The sequence below is a fragment of the Hymenobacter seoulensis genome, assembly GCF_054780535.1.
Genome location: NZ_BAAGWD010000011.1, coordinates 1 through 19,384, shown reverse-complemented (window position 1 = coordinate 19,384; position 19,384 = coordinate 1). Strand labels below are relative to the sequence as shown.

At 64.0% G+C, this 19,384-nt stretch carries 18 protein-coding genes; 15 read left to right on the top strand and 3 right to left on the bottom strand.

Annotated features, from left to right (window positions below):
- Nucleotides 1–43 precede the first annotated feature (43 nt).
- A complete protein-coding gene (locus ACYVHC_RS21605; RefSeq protein ID WP_460615817.1) occupies nucleotides 44–406 on the top strand; it encodes a hypothetical protein in 363 nt (120 codons plus the stop codon).
- 81 nt (nucleotides 407–487) lie between these two features.
- Nucleotides 488–1,162: a TetR/AcrR family transcriptional regulator gene (locus tag ACYVHC_RS21600; protein WP_460615816.1), complete on the top strand. Its 675-nt coding sequence runs from the start codon at nucleotides 488–490 to the stop codon at nucleotides 1,160–1,162.
- A gap of 24 nt (nucleotides 1,163–1,186) precedes the next feature.
- Here the strand turns inward: ACYVHC_RS21600 and ACYVHC_RS21595 are convergent, their stop codons facing one another.
- On the bottom strand, nucleotides 1,187–2,146 hold the full coding sequence (locus tag ACYVHC_RS21595; protein ID WP_460615814.1) for a sodium-dependent bicarbonate transport family permease: 960 nt from the start codon (nucleotides 2,144–2,146) through the stop codon (nucleotides 1,187–1,189).
- Between the two features lie 600 nt (nucleotides 2,147–2,746).
- Between ACYVHC_RS21595 and ACYVHC_RS21590 the strand changes: the two genes are divergently transcribed.
- The 5 genes from ACYVHC_RS21590 to ureG all read left to right on the top strand — a co-directional run bounded on the left by ACYVHC_RS21590 (nucleotide 2,747) and on the right by ureG (nucleotide 7,666).
- On the top strand, nucleotides 2,747–3,355 hold the full coding sequence (locus ACYVHC_RS21590) for a HoxN/HupN/NixA family nickel/cobalt transporter (protein ID WP_460615813.1): 609 nt from the start codon (nucleotides 2,747–2,749) through the stop codon (nucleotides 3,353–3,355).
- A 54-nt stretch (nucleotides 3,356–3,409) separates the two neighbouring features.
- Nucleotides 3,410–4,195: an urease subunit gamma/beta gene (locus tag ACYVHC_RS21585; RefSeq protein ID WP_460615812.1), complete on the top strand. Its 786-nt coding sequence runs from the start codon at nucleotides 3,410–3,412 to the stop codon at nucleotides 4,193–4,195.
- 121 nt (nucleotides 4,196–4,316) lie between these two features.
- A complete protein-coding gene (gene ureC / locus ACYVHC_RS21580; RefSeq protein WP_460615811.1) occupies nucleotides 4,317–6,035 on the top strand; it encodes an urease subunit alpha in 1,719 nt (572 codons plus the stop codon).
- 71 nt (nucleotides 6,036–6,106) lie between these two features.
- On the top strand, nucleotides 6,107–6,778 hold the full coding sequence (locus ACYVHC_RS21575) for an urease accessory protein UreF (protein ID WP_460615810.1): 672 nt from the start codon (nucleotides 6,107–6,109) through the stop codon (nucleotides 6,776–6,778).
- A gap of 135 nt (nucleotides 6,779–6,913) precedes the next feature.
- A complete protein-coding gene (gene ureG, locus ACYVHC_RS21570; RefSeq protein WP_460615808.1) occupies nucleotides 6,914–7,666 on the top strand; it encodes an urease accessory protein UreG in 753 nt (250 codons plus the stop codon).
- A gap of 5 nt (nucleotides 7,667–7,671) precedes the next feature.
- On the opposite strand, the gene ACYVHC_RS21565 is transcribed toward ureG, so the two are convergent.
- Both ACYVHC_RS21565 and ACYVHC_RS21560 read right to left on the bottom strand, forming a co-directional pair.
- Nucleotides 7,672–8,574, bottom strand: coding sequence for an urease accessory protein UreD (locus ACYVHC_RS21565; protein WP_460615807.1), 903 nt, complete (start codon nucleotides 8,572–8,574; stop codon nucleotides 7,672–7,674).
- 285 nt (nucleotides 8,575–8,859) lie between these two features.
- A complete protein-coding gene (locus ACYVHC_RS21560; protein ID WP_460615806.1) occupies nucleotides 8,860–10,491 on the bottom strand; it encodes a MutS-related protein in 1,632 nt (543 codons plus the stop codon).
- A gap of 1,164 nt (nucleotides 10,492–11,655) precedes the next feature.
- Between ACYVHC_RS21560 and ACYVHC_RS21555 the strand changes: the two genes are divergently transcribed.
- From ACYVHC_RS21555 to ACYVHC_RS21520, 8 genes are all read left to right on the top strand, one after another.
- On the top strand, nucleotides 11,656–12,636 hold the full coding sequence (locus ACYVHC_RS21555) for an aspartate/ornithine carbamoyltransferase family protein (protein ID WP_460615805.1): 981 nt from the start codon (nucleotides 11,656–11,658) through the stop codon (nucleotides 12,634–12,636).
- A 77-nt stretch (nucleotides 12,637–12,713) separates the two neighbouring features.
- Nucleotides 12,714–13,991, top strand: a complete 1,278-nt coding sequence (locus tag ACYVHC_RS21550; RefSeq protein ID WP_460615804.1) for a dihydroorotase — start codon at nucleotides 12,714–12,716, stop codon at nucleotides 13,989–13,991.
- Between the two features lie 175 nt (nucleotides 13,992–14,166).
- A complete protein-coding gene (gene purE, locus ACYVHC_RS21545; RefSeq protein WP_460615803.1) occupies nucleotides 14,167–14,700 on the top strand; it encodes a 5-(carboxyamino)imidazole ribonucleotide mutase in 534 nt (177 codons plus the stop codon).
- Nucleotides 14,697–15,947: a 5-(carboxyamino)imidazole ribonucleotide synthase gene (locus ACYVHC_RS21540; RefSeq protein ID WP_460615802.1), complete on the top strand. Its 1,251-nt coding sequence runs from the start codon at nucleotides 14,697–14,699 to the stop codon at nucleotides 15,945–15,947. Before purE ends, ACYVHC_RS21540 begins: the two co-directional genes overlap by 4 nt.
- A gap of 397 nt (nucleotides 15,948–16,344) precedes the next feature.
- Complete coding sequence (locus ACYVHC_RS21535; protein WP_460615801.1) at nucleotides 16,345–16,917, top strand: sigma-70 family RNA polymerase sigma factor; 573 nt, start codon at nucleotides 16,345–16,347, stop codon at nucleotides 16,915–16,917.
- Nucleotides 16,918–17,022: 105 nt separating this feature from the next.
- The gene (locus ACYVHC_RS21530; protein ID WP_460615800.1) at nucleotides 17,023–17,751 is read left to right on the top strand and encodes a head GIN domain-containing protein; all 729 of its coding nucleotides are present in this window, start codon (nucleotides 17,023–17,025) and stop codon (nucleotides 17,749–17,751) included.
- Between the two features lie 92 nt (nucleotides 17,752–17,843).
- Nucleotides 17,844–18,908 carry a FecR family protein gene (locus ACYVHC_RS21525; RefSeq protein WP_460615799.1) on the top strand — a complete coding sequence of 355 codons (1,065 nt, stop codon included), beginning with the start codon at nucleotides 17,844–17,846 and terminating at the stop codon, nucleotides 18,906–18,908.
- 39 nt (nucleotides 18,909–18,947) lie between these two features.
- Nucleotides 18,948–19,384: DUF4974 domain-containing protein (locus ACYVHC_RS21520; RefSeq protein ID WP_460615798.1), on the top strand; the 437-nt coding region annotated here is incomplete at its 3' end.

Sequence of the window (19,384 nt, the reverse complement as noted above, 5' to 3'; positions counted from 1 at the left end):
GCCCTAACTCGGCAACAAGTATACCAACTACCTGCCCAAAGCTTTGTCTTACAGGATAAGGCAACTGAAAGACAAAGTTTTATCATGCGCGGGGGCCGGTATAGCAAGGAGGCAAGCGAATCGCCTCGCCAGCAGTGGGCGCATTTCCGGCCGCCGGATGCAACGCCAGCTTATCGCCAACCGCAGCATTAAAGTGTACCCTGACGGCGCCCCCAATCTGTGGCACCGACCATTGGCCTGCCGATTCGGGGCGGCCGGGGCCCCTGTGGGGTACACCCCCGTCGCCGAGCTGGACATGTGGTTTCTGGGGCGCCGCCTGGTTGAGTTCAGCTTCTACATCCTAACCCTAAGTCACTTGTATTTGATAAACGGAAGGCAGGCCTTTTCCCCGGACCTGGGTGAATAGGCGGAACCGATCCGGCCGGATAATGCAGGGCAATGCAAGTAAAACTACCATCTTTGGGGGTATCCCTTTTTTTTCGACCGCATGAACGCCCAGCTCCGCATTGAATTAAATGAGAAATTGTACGTCCGCGACCCCCAGGCAACCGAGTTGGGCCGCCGGCTGGTAGTTGAAAGCGTGCGGCTTATCGACGAAATCGGCTTTGAGCAGTTTACCTTTAAAAAGCTGGCCCTGCGGCTGGAGTCCACCGAAGGGTCGCTGTACCGCTACTTTGAAAACAAGCACCGCCTGCTGGTATACCTGGTAAGCTGGTACTGGGCCTGGCTGCACTACCAGATCCGCTTTCACACCCATAACCTGCCCGATGCCCGCCAGCGGCTGCGCTTGATTCTGGGCATCCTCACCCGGGCCCACCGGAACGACCCGGCCACCATTGAACTGGATGAGGCTGCCCTCTACCGCATCGTAGTGCACGAAGCGTCCAAGTCCTACTTAACCCGCGACGTGGATGAAGACAACCGGGAGGGTCTGTTCCGGGAGTACAAGCAGCTGGCGGCCAGCATCGTGTCCGTGGTGCAGGAAATCAACCCGGCGTACGCCTACCCCCACGCGCTGGTCAGCACGCTGCTGGAGTCGGCGCGCAAGCAGTACTTCTTTGCCCAGCACCTGCCCTCCCTAACGGACGCGGCCGCGCGCGACGCAACCAGTAACAACATTCAGGCCTTCCTGGAGCACTTGGCCTTTGCCACCCTGGCCTAGGCCGGCACCGCCCCCGCCGGCCGCTCAGGTGTGCTGCACCAGCGCGAAATACAGGGGCATGCCCAGGGTAATGTTGAGGGGAAATGTCACGCCCAGGGCCATGGGCAGGTAAAGGCCCGGGTCGGCTTTGGGGGCGGCTAGCCGCATGGCGGCCGGCACGGCAATATAGGAAGCGCTGGCCGCCAGGATGGCAAAGATAAACCGGTTGCCCATGCTCTCGGTGATGCCATGGCTGGCGATGGCCACCAGGCAGCCGTTTAGCAAGGGTATAAGTACGGCAAAGGCCGTCACGAAGCGCCCGTAGCGCTGGAAGGCGGCAAAGCGCCGGGCAGTCACCATGCCCATTTCAAGCAGGAAGATGGCCAGGAAACCCTTGAAAATGTCCGTGGTAAAGGGCTTGATGCCGTCGGCCTGCTTGGTGTCGGCAATCAGGCCAATAACCAGGCTGCCCAGCACCATCAGCACGCTGCCGTTGGTAAAGGCATGGAGCACCAGCGGTCCCAGCTGAGCGGGATGCTCGCCGGCCTCGTAGCGGCGCATGAGCATCACCCCGACAATGATGGCGGGCGCTTCCATCAGGGCCATTACGGCAACCATGTGACCGCCAAAGTGCAGCTGCTGGGCCTCCAGAAACGAGACCGCGGAGACAAAGGTGACGGCGCTTACCGAGCCGTAGGCCGCCGCTACGGCTCCGGCGTCAGCCACGCTCAGGCGTCGCTTAAGCACAAAGAACGTGTAGAGCGGAATCAGCGATGCCACCAGCAAGCCAAACCCCAGCGCGTAGAGTATTTCCGCACTGAACGGACTGTGGGCCAACTCCTGTCCGCCTTTAAACCCAATGGAAAACAGCAGGTACAGGGAAATAAACTTGACCGTGGTGGGCGGGATTTCCAGGTCGCTTTTCACTGCCGTCGCCACCATGCCAAGCACGAAGAAGAGAAGGGTAGGGTTGGTGAGATTCGACAGCAGTAGGTGGGCATCCATGCGGCAGGAGTAAAGCAGGAAAAGGGTTGAGAATAAGCGACTTGGTGGACCCTCGGCTCGCGACTGAAAGCCGGTCCAAGGCAAAAGCGGCACAATACTAAGTCTGCAATAGTAGTAATACAACTACTTAAGGAAGTAATATTTACTAAGATGGTAGTAAAACTGCTATAGGTATCGGTTTGAGTGCTGCCGAATGGCGGGTGGATGCAGCCGAGTAACAGGCTGTCGGTGCAGACCAAGGCCGGATGGCCGCGTATGCGAGGAACCTGGTAGCGGGCAGTTATCCTGCCAGTGGGCTGCAAGAACCGGGGCGGCGGTTGGGCATATGGCCGTTTAGGGCGCGGGGAAGTCGCAGCGAGGCATGGTACAGGGCCCAGAACGCCACCGAGCAGTCCAAATTCGCGGTGCCTCCACCCAGCTTACTCAGGGAGATTGTTTCACCACGGGCAGTGGTAACGCCAGAATAAGTGGTAGCCAAAAGCGGTAGCTTGTCTGGTAATCCGGGAAATTGATGTTACTTTTTCAAAAAATCCGCTTAGGCCTTATCTTGGAGGGGGTATACTTAAATTTTGTTGTTGTTTTGGCTTAACACCCCTGTAAATGCAAGGTATAGTACCTATATTATTTGCGTATGTGGCCGGAATGGGTCACGCTTTTGAACCCGATCACTTGCTGGCCGTCGGTAATTTGATTTCCCGTCGCGACACGCTAACCGAAGCCTTGCGCGACGGTATCTACTGGGGCCTTGGCCACACTACCACGCTGGTAGTCGTGGGAAGTGTCATTTTGTTGGGCCGCGTCACGTTTCTTACTTCGGGCTATTTCGAAGCTGCCGTAGGCCTTATGCTCGTCGTAATGGGCATTAGCCGCCTGCTCGACCAGGGCCGCGCCGCCGCCAAGGTGCGCCCCGGCGTGGCCCCATCCCGGGCTGCTTTTGCCGTGGGCCTGCTTCACGGCCTGGCGGGCAGCGGCGCCCTGGTGCTGCTGGTGATGAGCGAAATCCGCGACCCGTGGCTGAGCGTGCTGTATTTCCTGGTGTTCGGCATCGGCTCTCTGCTGGGCATGTTCATCGTGGCCGGCCTCTGCAGCGTGCCGTTTACCAGGCGCATGAAAATCAACCGCGTGCTGCAGCGTAGCACCGTTACCTTATCGTCGCTGCTGTGCATCGGGTACGGGGGGTGGATGATTTACGGCCAAGTGCGCTGGTGACTTGGCCCCGGCTTCAACTGTAGGCAGGTGCCCCTGCAACCCCGACCACCGCTCTTGCCCTCGAACCTGCTTACCCTACTACCCCAGAAGATGCACCTCTCCCCCAAAGACCTCGACAAGCTTATCCTTCACCAGGCCGGCGTCGTGGCCCAGAAACGCTACGCCCGCGGCCTGCTGCTGAACTACCCCGAAGCCCTGGCCCTGATTGCCACCCAGCTGCTGGAGTTTATCCGCGACGGGGAGCGGGTAGCCGTGCTCATGGACAAGGGCAAGCAGCTGCTGGGCCTGGCCGACGTGCTGCCCGGCGTGGCCGACATGCTGCACGAAGTCCAGATCGAGGGCACCTTCCCCGACGGCACCAAGCTGGTGACCGTGCACTACCCCATCTGCCGCGAAACCGGCGATGCCGCCCTGGCCCTCTACGGCTCCGGGCTCAGCAGAGCTTCCGTCCCCGGCGCCGCGCCCACCAACGCCAGCCATCCCCAGCCTGGCGAATACCAGCTGCACCCCGACGAGGTCGTGCTCAACGAAAGCCGCGCGACGGTGGAGGTAGACGTTGTGAACATGGGCGACCGGCCCGTGCAGGTCGGCTCCCACTACCCCTTTTTCGAAACCAACGCGGCCCTGCACTTCGACCGCGCCGCCGCCTACGGTTTCCGCCTCAACATCCCGGCCGGCACGGCGGTGCGCTTTGAGCCCGGAGAACGGAAACGGGTAACCCTAGTGGCCCTGGCCGGCGAGCGCATCGTGTACGGCGGCCAGGGGCTGATTAATGGCAAGCTGGATGAGGCGGGCCAGCAGCAGCAAGCGCTGGAGAAACTAGGTAGTACTTGCTATTAATAGCTGGTTACATTATTTCTCCAGAGTGGAATACGCAACAAGCAAGCGGCCGGGTAAAGTCCTGTACGCCGCTTCAAGAACCCTTTGTACACTTCTACGCCACTTGTTTCAGTAGCTTACTATGTCCCTTCCCATCTCCCGTCGCGCCTATGCCGACATGTACGGCCCCACCACCGGCGACCGGGTGCGCCTGGGCGATACCGGCCTGCTGATTGAAGTTGAGCGCGACTACTGCGTGTACGGCGAAGAATGCAAGTTCGGTGGCGGCAAGGTGCTGCGCGACGGCATGGGCCAGGCCGCGGGCATCGGGCCGGCCGACGCCCTGGACCTGGTTATCACCAACGCGCTGGTAATCGATTACACCGGCGTATTCAAGGCCGACATTGGCATCAAAGGCGGCCGCATCGTGGGCATCGGCAAGGCCGGCAACCCCCACATCATGCCCGGCGTCACGCCCGGCATGGTGGTGGGCGTCACCACCGAAGTTATTGCCGGCGAAGGCCAGCTGCTCACGGCCGGCGGCGTTGACTGCCACATCCACTTCATCAGCCCCCAGCAGATTCCCGAGGCCCTGGCCTCCGGCGTCACCACCATGATTGGGGGCGGCACCGGGCCGGCGGCCGGCACCAACGCCACTACCTGCACGCCCGGCGCCTTTTACCTGGAAGCCATGCTCAAGGCCACGGAGGCCTACCCGCTCAACTTTGGGTTTCTGGGCAAGGGCAACTCCTCCAGGCCCGAGGGCCTGCGCGAGCAGGCCGAGGCCGGGGCGCTGGGCTTCAAGCTGCATGAGGACTGGGGCACCACCCCGGCGGCCATCGACATGTGCCTGGGCATTGCCGAGGAATACGACGTGCAGGTCTGCATCCACACCGACACGCTCAACGAGAGCGGCTTCGTGGAAACTAGCACGGCGGCATTCAAGGGCCGCACCATCCACTCCTACCACACGGAAGGGGCGGGGGGCGGCCACGCGCCCGACATCATCAAAATCTGCGGCGAGCCGAACGTCATCCCCTCGAGCACCAACCCCACGCGGCCTTTCACGGTGAACACCATTGATGAGCACCTGGACATGCTCATGGTCTGCCACCACCTCGACCGCAACATTCCCGAAGACGTGGCCTTTGCCGAAAGCCGCATCCGGGGCGAAACCATTGCCGCCGAGGACATCCTGCACGATATGGGCGCGCTGAGCATCATCTCATCCGACTCCCAGGCCATGGGCCGGGTGGGCGAGGTCATCACCCGCACCTGGCAAACGGCCCACAAAATGAAGCAGCAGCGCGGCTCCCTGCCCGAGGACGCCGCCACCGGGCAGGCCGACAACTTTCGGGTGCGCCGCTACGTGGCCAAGTACACCATCAACCCGGCCCGCGCCCACGGCATCTCGCACGAAGTGGGGTCCGTGGAAATCGGCAAGCTGGCCGATTTGGTGCTCTGGAAGCCCGCCTTTTTCGGGGCCCGCCCGGAGCTGATCCTCAAGGGCGGCATTATCGTCCAGTCGCAAATGGGCGACGCCAACGCTTCCATCCCCACGCCGCAGCCCTCGTTTTCGCGCCCCATGTTCGGGGCCCTGGGCGGGGCCATCGGCCAGTCGTCGATGGTGTTTGTATCGGCCGCCTCGGTGGCCCACGTGCAGCAGCATTATGGCCTGACCAAGCAGGTGGTGGCCGTGAAAAATTGCCGCAACATCGGCAAAAAGGACATGGCCCTGAACGACTACCTGCCCCGCATTGCCGTGGACCCGGAAACGTACCGGGTAATGGTGGACGGCGTGCATTTAACCTGTGAGCCAGCCGACGAATTGCCGCTAACCCAGCTGTATAATCTGTTCTAACCCGGCGCGCGGACGTGGCAGTCCGCAAGCCACCCACTCCCCCGCGGACTACCACGTGCGCGCAACAACTCATGCATTTTGCCCGCCTCCTGCACCTGGTCGACTCGGCCATTCCCACCGGCTCGTTTGCTTATTCCTACGGCTTGGAGTGCAGCATCACCTTCGGGCTGGTGACCACTCCGTTTGCCCTGCGGAATTACTTGTATTCCTACCTGCAGCAGGCCGGCAGCGCCGAATTACCCTTTATTCATTCCGCCTACCAGCTCACGGAAAAAAGTCCCGCGTTTCAAGTAGCCGCCGAGGAATATGACGCGCAGCTGCTCGTTCCCAGCCTCTACAAAGCCAGCGCCGTGCAGGGCCGCACCTGGCTGAAGCTCCTGGCCACCTTTTATCCCGGGGCCGAGTTAGCCACCATCGCCAACTGGTTTGCCGCCCAGGAAATCCCGCCGCACTTCACCCTGGTTTTCACCCTGGCCTTGCAGCGCGTCGGCTTTGCCCTGGAAGAAATAAAGGCCATGTACCTGCACATGCTGCTGCGCGACCAGCTCAGCGCCGCCATCCGCCTGGGGTTTCTGGGGCCGCTGGAAGGCCATCAGCTCCAGCATGATTTTTACGCGGTCTTCGAGCATATTCTCGCGGGCCAGGTGGGGAAGGAATACGGCCAGGCCGCCCGTTCCGCATTTTTGCTGGATGCCGCCCAGGTTATGCAGGAGGATATCTACTCCAAGCTTTTTCAGAACTGACTTTACACCACCAGCTAACGCCGGCCCAGCGCCGCCAAAGCAGCTGTCCCTCGGACGTAAGCAAGCCCGTCCAAACCAAGCGGGAAGGGTGCATGGGCGAAGCTCAGCCTGCCGAGCAGAAATCACATTGTACTTATGGCTTTTGTCGAAAAACTCGCCCTGCTGCTTAACGGCCACACCCACGAAGCCTACGAGTCACCGGGCAACTTCAACGAGCGCGAAACCCGCCGGTTGCCTTCCTACCGCAACTTCCGCAAGCGGGCCTTCACCGTGGGCATCGGCGGGCCGGTGGGCACGGGCAAGACGGCCCTGCTCAAGGCCCTGTGCGAGCGCCTGCGCCACGAGTTTGAGCTGGGCGTGGTCACCAATGATATTTTCACCCGCGAAGACGCCGAGTTTCTCATCCGCAACAGCGCGCTGAGCGAAGACCGGATTGTGGGGGTGGAAACGGGGGGCTGCCCCCACGCTGCCATTCGGGAGGATATCTCCCTGAACATGGATGCGCTGGAAGGGCTGATGCAGCGCTTTAATTACGGACTCGACTACCTGTTCGTGGAAAGCGGCGGCGACAACCTGGCCGCCCACTTCAGCCGCGAGCTGGTGGACTATTCCATTTACGTTATCGACGTGTCGGGCGGCGACAAGATCCCGCGCAAGGGTGGCCCGGGAATCACCCAGTCCGACCTGCTCATTATCAACAAGATCGATTTGAAGGATTTGATTAAAGCGGACCTGGGCGTGATGGAGCGGGACTCGCGCAGGATGCGGGGCGAAGGGCCCTTCCTCTTCGCCCGCGCCATTGACGGGCATGGGCTGGAGGAGATCATTGGCCACATCACCGCGGCCAAGGCCCGGGCCCTGGCCGCGGTGCGGGAAGACCGCCGCTAGGCAAGCTAGTACTTGCGTTTCAACGGGTTGTAGCCCAGCAGCTGCTCCTCGGCCAGGGTCCCGAGTAATTGGTCGCACAGGGGCTGCAGGGCCGCGCGGCTGCGGGCGGCGGCGCGCAGGATATACACGTTCTCCCTCGCCGGGGCTACCGACACCAGGCACTCGTGGCCGCGGACGGAAAAATGGGGGCCCGTGCTGCCGGGCATTTTTTGCCTGGTTAGCAGGGCGGCCAGCTTCTGGAAGCGGGCATCCTGGGGGGCGCCCACCAGAAACACGGAAAAGAAAGCCTGGTAATCGGCAAAGTTGCCGGGCGAGGTCGCAATGTGCTCGGCTGGTTGAAAAGCAAATCTGTCCAGCACCACCAGCTTGCCGGCCACGCGCACGCGCAGCTCCGAGTGCAGGGAGGCGAAGGCAAACCGCTCCCCCCGGTCAATGCGGCCCGATTGAAACCAGTCGACGACCAGCAGCAGCGAGTCGGACTCTAGGTGCCACTGCTGCGTTTGGCGGTAGTGGCTTTCGGCCTGCAGCACCACCGGGTCGGGGAAGACCACCAGCAGGGCCCCGGCGCCCAAGCTGCCCGCCACCTGCTGCTCGGCGACCGCCCCATCGATGGAGCGAAAGATGCGGGTGCTGGCTTGCGTACTGATGCAGGTTTGCGACTGCGCCTGACCGTGGATGCGCAGCTTAATCACGTCGCCGGCCACCATGCCCCCGCCGTAGCTTGAGAGCACCACGTGGCAGGTGGGCGTGGGCGAGCGGGGGTTCAGCACTTTCAGCGGCTGCAGGCTTTTGCAGGAAATCAACCGGGTCCTGCCGCGTACCAGAGCCAGGTCCAAAGTGCTCCAGTCCGGGAGCGGTTCCGGGGTGGCACCGGGGAAAGGCAAGGGCTGGGCGGTAGGTAAGACCATGGGAGCTGGCGAAATGAGGTGCTTTAAAACAGGGCTGAAGCTAGCGGGCGGCCGCTCCACGAGAAAGCGCAGGACCGGCTGATGCTCGCGCGGGCGAAGCTTCGGTGTCAGAACGCCACCAGCTGTTACCCTTCAACCGCTGCGGCCCCGGCCCCCGGCTCCCAGCCGCGGGCGCGGGCTAGCAAACGGAAAGGCCCACTAATGTAGGCGGCTACGCTGTTCAACCTGACTTCTCACCCGGAATAACTGCCTGGCCCCGATTATAGCCGCTTTATAGCGCGTGGTTTAGCCTACTGCCTTCGCCTCCCGTCTGGGCAAATCAGCCCATGCCCCAGGTTCTTCCGGCCTGGTGGGTTGCGCCCGGGCAGCCAGCGCGGCACTGAGTTCCTGCGCGTCGGCTACCACCTGCGCCGGGTAGTGCAGGCGCGCCAGCAGCCGGATCGCATTGCGCGTGGTCAGGGGGCCGGCTTTGAGACGGTAGTCGAAATACCAGTCTTCCGCCGTGACGGTCTCGCAAAAGTGGTATTCATCAAAGCACGCCTGCAGGAGCGCGCCCAGCTCCCCATCGTGGGTGGCCGCCACCACCCAGCTGCGGGGCTGCAAGTACGAGAGCACGGCCTTGTTGGCGGCGATGCGCTCCTGCGTGTTCGTGCCTTTAAACAGCTCATCCAGCAGCAGCAAGTAGCTGCCGGGGTCCGCGTCGCAGGCCTGCAGCAGCTCCCGCATGGTTTCGGCTTCGACCAGGTAATAGCTTTTGCCCGTGGGCAGGCTGTCAGCCAGGCTCAGGCTGGTAAGCACCCGGCAAAATGGGGCGCGGTAGGCGGTGGCCGGGCACGTGGCGATGGTCTGGGCCAACAGGGCAGTCACGCCCAGCGTGCGCATAAAGGTGGTTTTGCCCGCCATATTCGAGCCGGTCAGCAAAACGCCGGACCCGGCCAGGGTTAGGTCATTGGGCACGCACCCCGGCACCAGGGGGTGGTAGCCGCCCTGCAGCTGGATGCCCTCAGCCGCCGGCCTAAACTGGGGCACGCAGGTGGCGTGGCGCCGGCGGAAGCTGGCCACCGCCAGGGCGCAATCGACGTAGCCCACCGCCTCAAAGACCGCCCGAATCGCGGGTGCCTGCTGCTGCACAGCCACCCGGCAACGGGCGTACAGCAGTACGTCGAGTAGCAGCAGCATCTTGAGTAGGCTGAGCAGCAGCAAGCGGTCCTCCACCTGAAAGAACGCGACTTGCCACATGATGGCCCGCAGCCGGGCCAGGGGCGCGGCCAGCGGCGGCAGCGACCGCAGGGGCAGGGCCGCCCGCTGCAGCGCCTGGCCCGCCCGCCGCAGGCGGCCCAATTGCAGCAGTGGGCGAATACAGTTCTTGATCCGCTGGAGCTGCCAGAAGTGGAACACCGCATTGGTAAGGGCAAACGCCAGCGTGCCCAACCAGAGCACGGGAAGCCAAAAGCCTCCGAGCAGCGTGGCCAACAGCCCCAGCGCGAGCAGGGGCGCGAAGCGAGCGCCGGGCAACGTGGGCAGGGGCTCCCCACGCAGCAAATCGGCCAGGTAGTACGCCTCGTGGGCCGTCAGCTGGTCGAGGGCGAGCAAGGCGTGCCCGCGGGCTGCAGGTTGCTGCGAGAGCAGGGTTGCGGCCGCATCAAACTCGTGCAGGGCAGCCTCGTCGGCGAGCGGGCTGCGCAGGCGGTGGTACAGGCACTGCTGGCCCACCCGGCTTACCGTGGCATCGAGCAGGCTAAAGAGAGATTCACCGTTCAGGTCCGCCCAGGTTTGGTCCGGTAGGCGCTGGTACGCGGGCTCGTGCTGCACCTGGTCGTAGTAGCGGGCCACCAAGGGGAAATGGGGGGAGCGCGCAGCCGGCTGGTGCCAGGCCGCTTCCAGGCGGCGTAAGCGCCTGCGGGAAGAAGTCCACATGAAAAGCAAGGGTAGCTACCAGGGCGGTGAAGGGGGCCACTGGTAGGTTTATGGTGGGCGAAAGGTAGCGAAGCCTGGCTGACTTGGAAGGTGCCGCGGCGGGCCGAAAACCGGACGGAGTTCAGGATGAGTGCGAGAGCGGTTTTAATAATAGCGCTCGCGGGTAAGGCGGTAACTGTCCCGCGGTGATGCGCCCTTGGTACTTGGCTACCCGGTAACGCACGCCATCGCCGCTGGCGGCATTCTCTGGACGGCCCCGGCGTAGCAATCACCAGGAGCGTGCCTAGCTGATGCCGCTTTACCCCGGGTACTGCTGACGAAAGCCCGGCGCCCGGGAGCCGGATACACCAGGCGCTGGCTCGGGGGAGGTAGAAGGGACAGGGGCGCAGTCGATTTGCTGACCACCCCGGTCTTTGCTGCTACTGAAACGGGCGCGTTAGCAGGGTGCGGTCCGGCAGGGCCTTGACAAGGCCGCCAGTACCGGGATAATCAACGGCCTTAACCTTCCCGCTGCAAGTCCGCCTAGGCCGGGCCGGGTGAGCGGGTGGGCCGTGACGGCTGGAAAGAGCAGGCCCGTTGCCAGGGCTATTAAAATACTGAGTGCTGGCGTAGCCGCCCGCGCGCTAAGGCTGGGGAATAAAGAGCTAAAGATAAGCGGGATTGTGCTTGCAACGTAATTGGTTAGGCAAGCCAAAATTTTTTTGGTGACGAATAAAATGACAAAAAGGGCGTGATTCAGCCCGTTAGGTTAGAAATAACCTGCGAGAAACGCGGTGCGAAAAAAAATCAGCCTGGCCGATGAATTGTCGGGCCTAACAATGCCGTAATTTTGCAGCATGCTTCAACCAAAAAACCTGTTGATGAAGCGCGGGACCCTGCTCGGCAGGGAGCCGCGGGTGGACCGCAAGGTCTACGCCGCCATCGGTTCTCCCGATTTTACCGCCGGTTCTGGTATTGCCGTTGTTTTTTCTGAGTGTTGCCCCGCTGCCGTTTCGGATTCCGAAACGGTTTTTTTATGTCCGTTGAGTTCATTGCCGGCGGCTCCGCCGCCAGGTAAACCTTCCCGCGGACGCTTGCACCAGCTGCCCGCTGCGCCGGCCGGGGCCGGTAGAACTTCCTCTTGTCCGATTTAGCTAGACGCCCTCACTTTCCCTCAACTTTGGTATGGCACGTAAAGACCTGCTCGACATCGCATCCCTGCACCGTGAGGAAATCGAGTTCCTGCTCGACCAATCCACGTCCTTTAAAAAATTGTTCACCCAGTCGGTGAAGAAAATTCCCGCCCTTGATGGCAAGTCCGTGCTCATGCTGTTCTACGAGGCCAGCACCCGGACGCACTCCTCCTTCGAGGTGGCGGCCAAACGCCTCTCGGCAGAAGTGACGAATTTCAACGTCGACCACTCCTCCATCACCAAGGGCGAGTCGGTGCGCGAAACCATCGAGACGCTCCAGGCCATGCGCACGGACTACATCGTCGTCCGCCACGGTCACTCCGGCCTGCCCGGCATGATTGCCCGCCAAACCACGGCGTCGGTCATCAATGCCGGTGACGGGGCGCACGAGCACCCCACCCAGGCCCTGCTCGACGCCTTCACCATCCGGGAGAAATTCCCCGACCCCCGGGGTAAAAAAGTGCTGATCATCGGCGATATCCTCCATTCCCGCGTCGCGCGCTCCACCAGCACCCTGCTGCAAAAGCTGGGCGTCGAGGTGGCGTACCTGGGCCCGGGCTCGCTGGTGCCCAAGTACGGTCCGGCCTCCATCCCGCGCTTTACCGACTATGAGGCGGCCATGGCCTGGGGCCCCGATGTGGTGTACCTGCTCCGCGTGCAGCTGGAGCGCCAGGACGTGCAGTTTTTTCCCAGCGTTCGGGAATACCACCGGGTCTACGGCATCACCACGGCGCGGCTGGCGGAAATCCGCGACAGGGGCCTCTACATCATGCACCCCGGCCCCGTGAACCGGGGGGTGGAGCTGTGCGACGCCGTCATGGACTACGAGCGCAGCCTGATCACCAACCAGGTTGAAAACGGCATCTCCATCCGCATGGCCGTGCTCGACTGGCTTACGCCGGGCGGGGAGTTCCCGCGGCAGGAGTCGTATGCTGGCCGCCAGCGGGCGGGCTCAACGCTGCTTATGCCCTAACGTCAGCCGCGGCTGCGGGCTCTGCTCTTTACCTTACATCTCCCATACCCCTCGGGGTTTACCGAAACTAACACTTCATGCTTCTCCTTCAAAACACCCGCATCGCTTCCGAAAACTCACCCGTACTGCTCGAAGGCGATGTCCTGATTGTCGAAGGAAAAATTCAGGACATCGGCCCCAACCTTGCCATTCCCGAGGGGGCCCGCGTCATCGACGCGCGGGGGCGCGTGCTCATGCCGGCCATGTTTGATGCCCACGTTCATTTCCGCGCCCCGGGGTTTGAAAACAAGGAAACCATCACCACGGGTAGCGAAGCGGCCATCAATGGGGGCGTGACCGGGGTAGTCATGATGCCCAACACCCGCCCGGCCCTGGACTCGGCCACCGCCGTGGCCACCGTGCTGGAAAATGCCACGCACCGGTCCCGCATTCCGGTGTACACCTCCGGCTGCGTCACCAAGAACCGTGAGGGCAAGGAGCTGGCGGAAATTGAGGGCATGCGCGAGCTGGGAGTAAAAATGCTCACCGACGACGGGGATACCACCAGCGACCCGGCGGTGCTGCTGCGGGCCATGCAGTACGCCACCGAGTTTGGGATGTTTTTCGCCAGCCACTGCGAGGTGCCGGAGCTGGCCGGGCCGCGTGCCCTGAACGAAGGGGTGATGAGCTACCGGCTCGGCATTAAAGGGTCGCCGGCGTGCGCAGAGGAAATCATCATTGACCGCGACATCCGCCTGGCCCGGGCCGCAGGCGCCCACGTGCACATCCAGCACGTGTCCAGCAAGCTTGGCATGGAAACCATCCGCTGGTGGAAATCCCGGGGCGACGTAAAGGTGACGGCGGAGGTGGCCCCCCACCACCTGATGTTTACCGACGAGCACATCGGCGACTACGACACCAACTACAAAATGAACCCCCCGCTGCGGACGCAGGAGGATTGTGATGCCCTGCTCGAGGGGCTCAAAGAAGGCGTCTTCGACCTTATTGCCACCGACCACGCCCCGCACACGCCGTTTGAAAAAGCCCAGGACTTTATCAGCGCGCCCAACGGCATCACCGGCCTGGATACGGCCTTGGTCTCGCTGTACCACTTCTTTGTCGAGCCCGGTAAATTCGGGTGGGACTTGGTGGTCAAGCGCTATTCGGCGGAGCCCCGCCGCCTGATGGGGTTGCCGGTGCCGGTAATCGAAGTCGGCCAGCCAGCCGAGTGCGTCCTGTTTGATACTGAGGCGGAAACCACCTTCACGCGGGAGTTCATGAAGTCCAAATCCCAGAACACGCCCTTTATCGACCAGACGCTGAAGGGCCGGGTGGACCTGGTGATTCTGGGCCCGGAAATCCTGCTGGAGCGCTAACCCTTCCTGGCGCCAGGACCAGTATTTTTCCGAATTCGCCGGGGATTTTACGCTGCCGCTCGGGTTGCCGCAGTAGCTTTGGGGCCTCGGGCTGCGGGTTTTCACCCGCGGCCCGAGGCCCGGACACGGGGTATATTGACCACCCGGGCCTGCCCCGCCCTTTATTAGCCTTGCCATGAGTACCCTTCTCCCGACCTCCGCCTCCCGCCCCGACGACGCCCCGGGCTCGCCCCTGATCGGCGTGGTCATGGGCTCCAGCAGCGACTGGGACACTATGCAGCACGCCGTGCAGATTCTCACCCAGTTTGGCGTAGCTCACGAAGCGCGGGTGGTATCGGCCCACCGCATGCCCGACGACTTGTTTGCCTACGCCGAGCAGGCCGGTCCGCGCGGCCTGCAGGCCATCATCGCCGGCGCGGGGGGGGCCGCCCACCTGCCGGGCATGCTGGCCGCCAAGACTACGGTGCCCGTGCTGGGAGTGCCGGTGGCCTCTCGCCATTTGCAGGGAGTGGACTCCCTGCACAGCATCGTGCAAATGCCCAAGGGAGTGCCGGTAGCCACGTTCGCGATCGGCACTGCCGGGGCGGCCAATGCCGCGCTTTTTGCCGTCAGCCTGCTGGCCCTGCACGACCCGGGCCTGGCCGCCCAGCTGCTGGCGTTTCGCGCCGAACAAACCGAGGCCGCGCGCGCCATGACCCTGCCCCTATGAGTGCCGAACGTCACGTTGCTGCCCTGGCTCCGATTTTCCCGGGCAGTGTGGACGCCGCGGGCCAGCCAGCCACGCTGGGCGTGTTAGGAGGCGGTCAGCTGGGCCGCATGTTTGTGCATGCGGCCCAGCGCCTGGGCTACTTCACCGCCGTGCTCGAGCCCGACGCGCAAAGCCCCGCCGGACTGGTTAGCCACCACCACATTCAGACCGCCTACGACGACCCGGCCGGGCTGGCGCAGCTGGCCCACCTGTGCCAGGCCATTACCACCGAGTTTGAAAACGTGCCGGCCCGGGCCCTGCAAACGCTGGCGCAAACCCGCCCCGTGGCGCCTGGTGCGGCCGTGGTGGGCATTGCCCAAGACCGCATCGAGGAAAAAGCCCACTTCACCGCCTGCGCAGACGTGTCGGGGGTAAGCTGCGCGCCCTATGCCGTGCTGGAAACGCCGGCCCAGCTGCAGGCCATTCAGGAAAGCCGGGCGGATTTGCTGCCCGGCATCCTGAAAACCGCCCGCATGGGCTACGATGGCAAGGGCCAGGTTCGCGTCAGGACCGCTGCGGACCTGGCTGCCGCCTGGGCGGAGCTGGGCAGCGTGGCCTGCGTGCTGGAAAAGATGCTGCCGCTCAAGGCCGAGTGCTCGGTGCTGGTGGCCCGCGGCTGGGACGGCCGGGTGGTCAGCTTTGCCCCGCAGCGCAACGTGCACGTCGGGGGCATTTTGGCCGTCACCCACGCCTACGAAGGAAACCTGCCACCCGCCCTGGCCGCCCGGGCCCGGGACGCGGCCGTTTCCATCGCCCAGCACCTGGGCTACGTCGGGGTGCTGTGCGTTGAATTCTTTGTGGTAGCCGACGGCAGCGAGCACGGCGGCCTGGTAGTCAACGAAATGGCCCCCCGCCCGCACAACAGCGGCCACTATACCCTGGATGCCTGCGACGCGTCGCAGTTTGACTTGCAGGTTCATGCCATGGCGGGCTTGCCCCTGCCGGCGCCGCGCCAGCATTCCCCGGCCATCATGCTGAACCTGCTGGGCGAGGTGTGGCTGGACGCCAGCGGGCACCTGCGGGAGCCGGACTGGAGCGCCGTGCTGAGCTTGCCGGGCGCGCACCTGCACCTGTACGGTAAGGTGCACGCGCGCGCCGGCCGCAAGATGGGCCATCTGACCATCACCGGCCCCGACGTGGACAGCATCAAAGCCGTGGCGCGCCGCGCCGCGGAACTGCTCGGCTTGCCGGGGCTGGACGCCATCTAGGCCCCGCCCGGCGCCGGGGCCAGGGCATCCAGCCGCGCCGGCCTTGGCCTGGTTGCCGCCGGGCGGGTGGAGGGTAGCTTTTCCGCAGGTGTGGCATCGGATCGGCTGGCCCGCGTCCACTGGGGCTTACCGGGGCGGGGCTTAGCCGACAACAAGCTTCTGCAGTTAGCCGATTGCCGCAGTACGCGTGAAAACGATAGCTTTGGCTTAAGTTCGGGAAGGCACCGCCCCTCCTGGCCCCGGTTGATCGTTTGGCCGCCGGGGCCAGGGGGGGACTTTTCCTTCCGCACGGTAGCCTGGCTACCCTTGTATTCCGGCCCCCTTGCTTGGTTTTTTCCTCCTCTCAGGGAGGGGCGGCACCGGCCCGGGTGGCGCGCCATCCCCTGCCAGTCCCGCTATGATTCACGCTTCCGAACCTGCTGCCGACCTTGAGCTTCGCCTGGCGAAGCTGCAGGCCTCGGATGCGGAGGCTTTCATGGAGGCGCTGTTCCGGGCGTTTTACCGGCCCCTGGGCAACCTGGTTTTCCGGGTGGTGCAGGACCGGGCCGTTGCCGAGGACCTGGTGCAGGACGTGCTGCTGAACGTGTGGAAAAACCGCGCGACCCTGCGCATCACCACCACCTACCAGGCCTATCTCTACCGGGCCGCCCTGAACGCTGGCCTGCGCCACGCGGCGCGGCACAAGCGCCAGGTGGCCTGGGACGAAGTCCGGCTGCCTGACCCCGGCCGGAATACCACCGAAGAGCAGGTCCACGGTCAGGAAGCGGAAGCCGCCGTGGCCGCCGCCCTTGCCACCCTGCCCCCTCAGTGCCGGGCCGTATTTCTGCTAAGCCGCCAGGAGGGCCTTAGCTACCAGCAGATTGCCGAGGCCCTGGAAGTGGCCCCCAAAACGGTGGAAAACCAGATGGGCAAAGCCCTGCGCCTGCTGCGCAAGGGCCTGCAGGGCCTGTTGCACACCCTGCTGCTGTAACGCACCGCTGCCGGCCGCTAAAAAATATTTTTGTACCCGGCGTAGGGGTAACGGGGGGGATGGGGATCATAGCAGTGAACCCATCATTCACTAACGTGTAGCGTCATGAACAAGCCCCTTGCGCTGTTGCTTTTGCCCGCCACCTTGCTTACCGCGGCCTGCTCCCACGAAGGAGAGGTGTTCGGCCCGAGCGTGCGCGGCACCGGTCCCACTCAGTCGGAGATCCGCTCCCTGAACGCTTTCGACCGCCTGGAGTTAAAAATTGATGCCGAGGTAATTGTCAGCCAGGGCAGCCCCCAGCAGGTGCGCATCGAGGCCCAGCGCAACATTCTCGACGTGCTGGAAACCGAGCAGAGCGGCGATAAGCTTGAAATTGAGTACGGCCGCGTCAACGTGCGCAGCCATGACCCCATTCGCATCTACGTTACGGTGCCTACCCTGCGGGAGGTGGAAGTGTCGGGCTCCGGCAAAGCCCGCACCGGGACGCCCTGGACTGCTACCTCGTTTCAGGCGGGGGTTTCGGGCTCGGGGGAAATTGAGCTCAACTTTGCGCAGGTGGAGTCCCTGCGCACCAACGTGTCGGGCTCCGGAGAAGCCCGGCTGAGCGGCTCTGCCCCGAGCCACAACATCACCATCAGCGGCTCGGGCAAGGTGAGTGCCTACGACCTGGCCACGCTCGACACCTACGTGTCCATCAGCGGATCGGGCCGCAGCTACGTGCGCGCCGCCCGCACCCTGAACGCGGACATCACCGGCAGCGGTGCCGTCTATTACCGGGATACGCCCGTGGTCAGCAGCCGGATTACGGGCTCGGGCCGGGTGGTGGCCGATTAGTAGGGCGGCGCCCCGGAAAAACTGCCCCCGCCCCCCGCTCGCCGGTAGTTAAAAAATACCGACTTTAGCAGGCTCAGTTCACGCCCTCCTTCATGCCCGACTTGTATTCCGACACGGAAGCCCCCTGGGAGCTGCTGGCCAAGCACTTGGCCGGGGAAGCTTCCGCGCCGGAAGAGCAAGCCCTGCACGCCTGGATCCGGGCCGAGCCCGGGCGGTTGCCCCTGCTTACCGACGCCATCCGGGCCTGGGAGCGGGGGGGGCTGGTGGCCGAAGCGTTTTCGGCCGCCGACGTGGAGCCGGCCTGGCAGCGCTTCCGCCTCGCCGCTGAGCTGGCGCCCGCTCCGGCTGAACCCAGCCCGGCGGGGGGACGGCTACTACCGCTGCGGCCTCCCACTTCGGCCCGCCCCTGGCTGCGGGTGGCGGCCGCGGTACTGCTGCTGCTGGGAGTATGGGGCCTGCTCCGCCGGTTCTGGCCCCTAAGCCGGAATCCGCAACCTGTTACCGTGGCCGCCCGCGCGGAGCGCCGCCAGATAACCCTGCCCGATGGCAGCCGCGCGTGGGTAAACCGTAACTCTACCCTGAGCTACGCGGCCGACTTCGCCCGCGGGGCGCGGGTGGTGCAGCTGCAGGGGGAGGCCTTTTTTGAGGTTAAGCCCGACCACGGCCGTCCTTTTACCGTGCTGGCCAACCAAACCCGGACCCAGGTGCTGGGCACCTCCTTTAACGTGCGCGCCTACGGCGCGGAGGACTCGGTGGAAGTGGCCGTGGTAACGGGTCGGGTCGCGTTTCGCCCCGTGCGGGGCCTGGGTTCCGTCCCGGACTCGGTGCTGCTGACCCCGGGTCAGCGGGGCGTGATTCACCGGGTGCTGCCTTCGGCGGCCGTGCAAAAACCCATTGTGGACCCCAATTTCCGCGCCTGGCAGCGCCAGGAGCTGGTATTTGACAACCAGCCCCTGGCCGAGCTGGCCCGGACCCTGGCCCGCTACTACGACACACCCGTGACCCTGGGCAACCCTGCCATTGGGGCCTGCCGGTTTACGGGCACCTTTGCGCGCGCCGAGCTACCCCAGGTGCTGCGCGTGGTCAGCCTGTCGGCCAACCTAACCGTGCGCCGGACGGCCACGGGCTACCTGCTTGACGGACCGGGCTGCCGCTAGCTGCCCGCCCTTTTCACAGTCTTTAATCTTCAGATAGCTATGCGCAACCGCATATGCCTGGCCCTGGCCATGCTTTTCGCTTTGGCCGGCGCGCCGCGGCCCGTTCAGGCCCAATCCCGGACCAGCTCCGTGCTCGAGCGCAAAGTGACGGTATCCTTTCGCGAGGTCCCGCTCGAATCCGTGCTGCAGACGCTGCGCCGCCAGTACGGCGTGCGCATCTCCTACAGCAACACGGCGCTGAACCTGCGCCAACCCGTGACCCTGAGTGTTCAGAACCAGCCCCTGCGCACGGTGCTCACCGCCGTGCTGGCGGATAAAAACATCGGCTATGAGCTGGTCGGCGACCAGGTGGTGCTGCACCCCAGGCGGCCCGCCCGCCCCGCCCCGGCGGGTACCCCCGCCGGCAAAGCCCCCGCTCCCGTTAAAGCGCCGGCCCCCAAGCCGACGCCGGCCCGCCCGGCCCCCGCCGCGGGCGA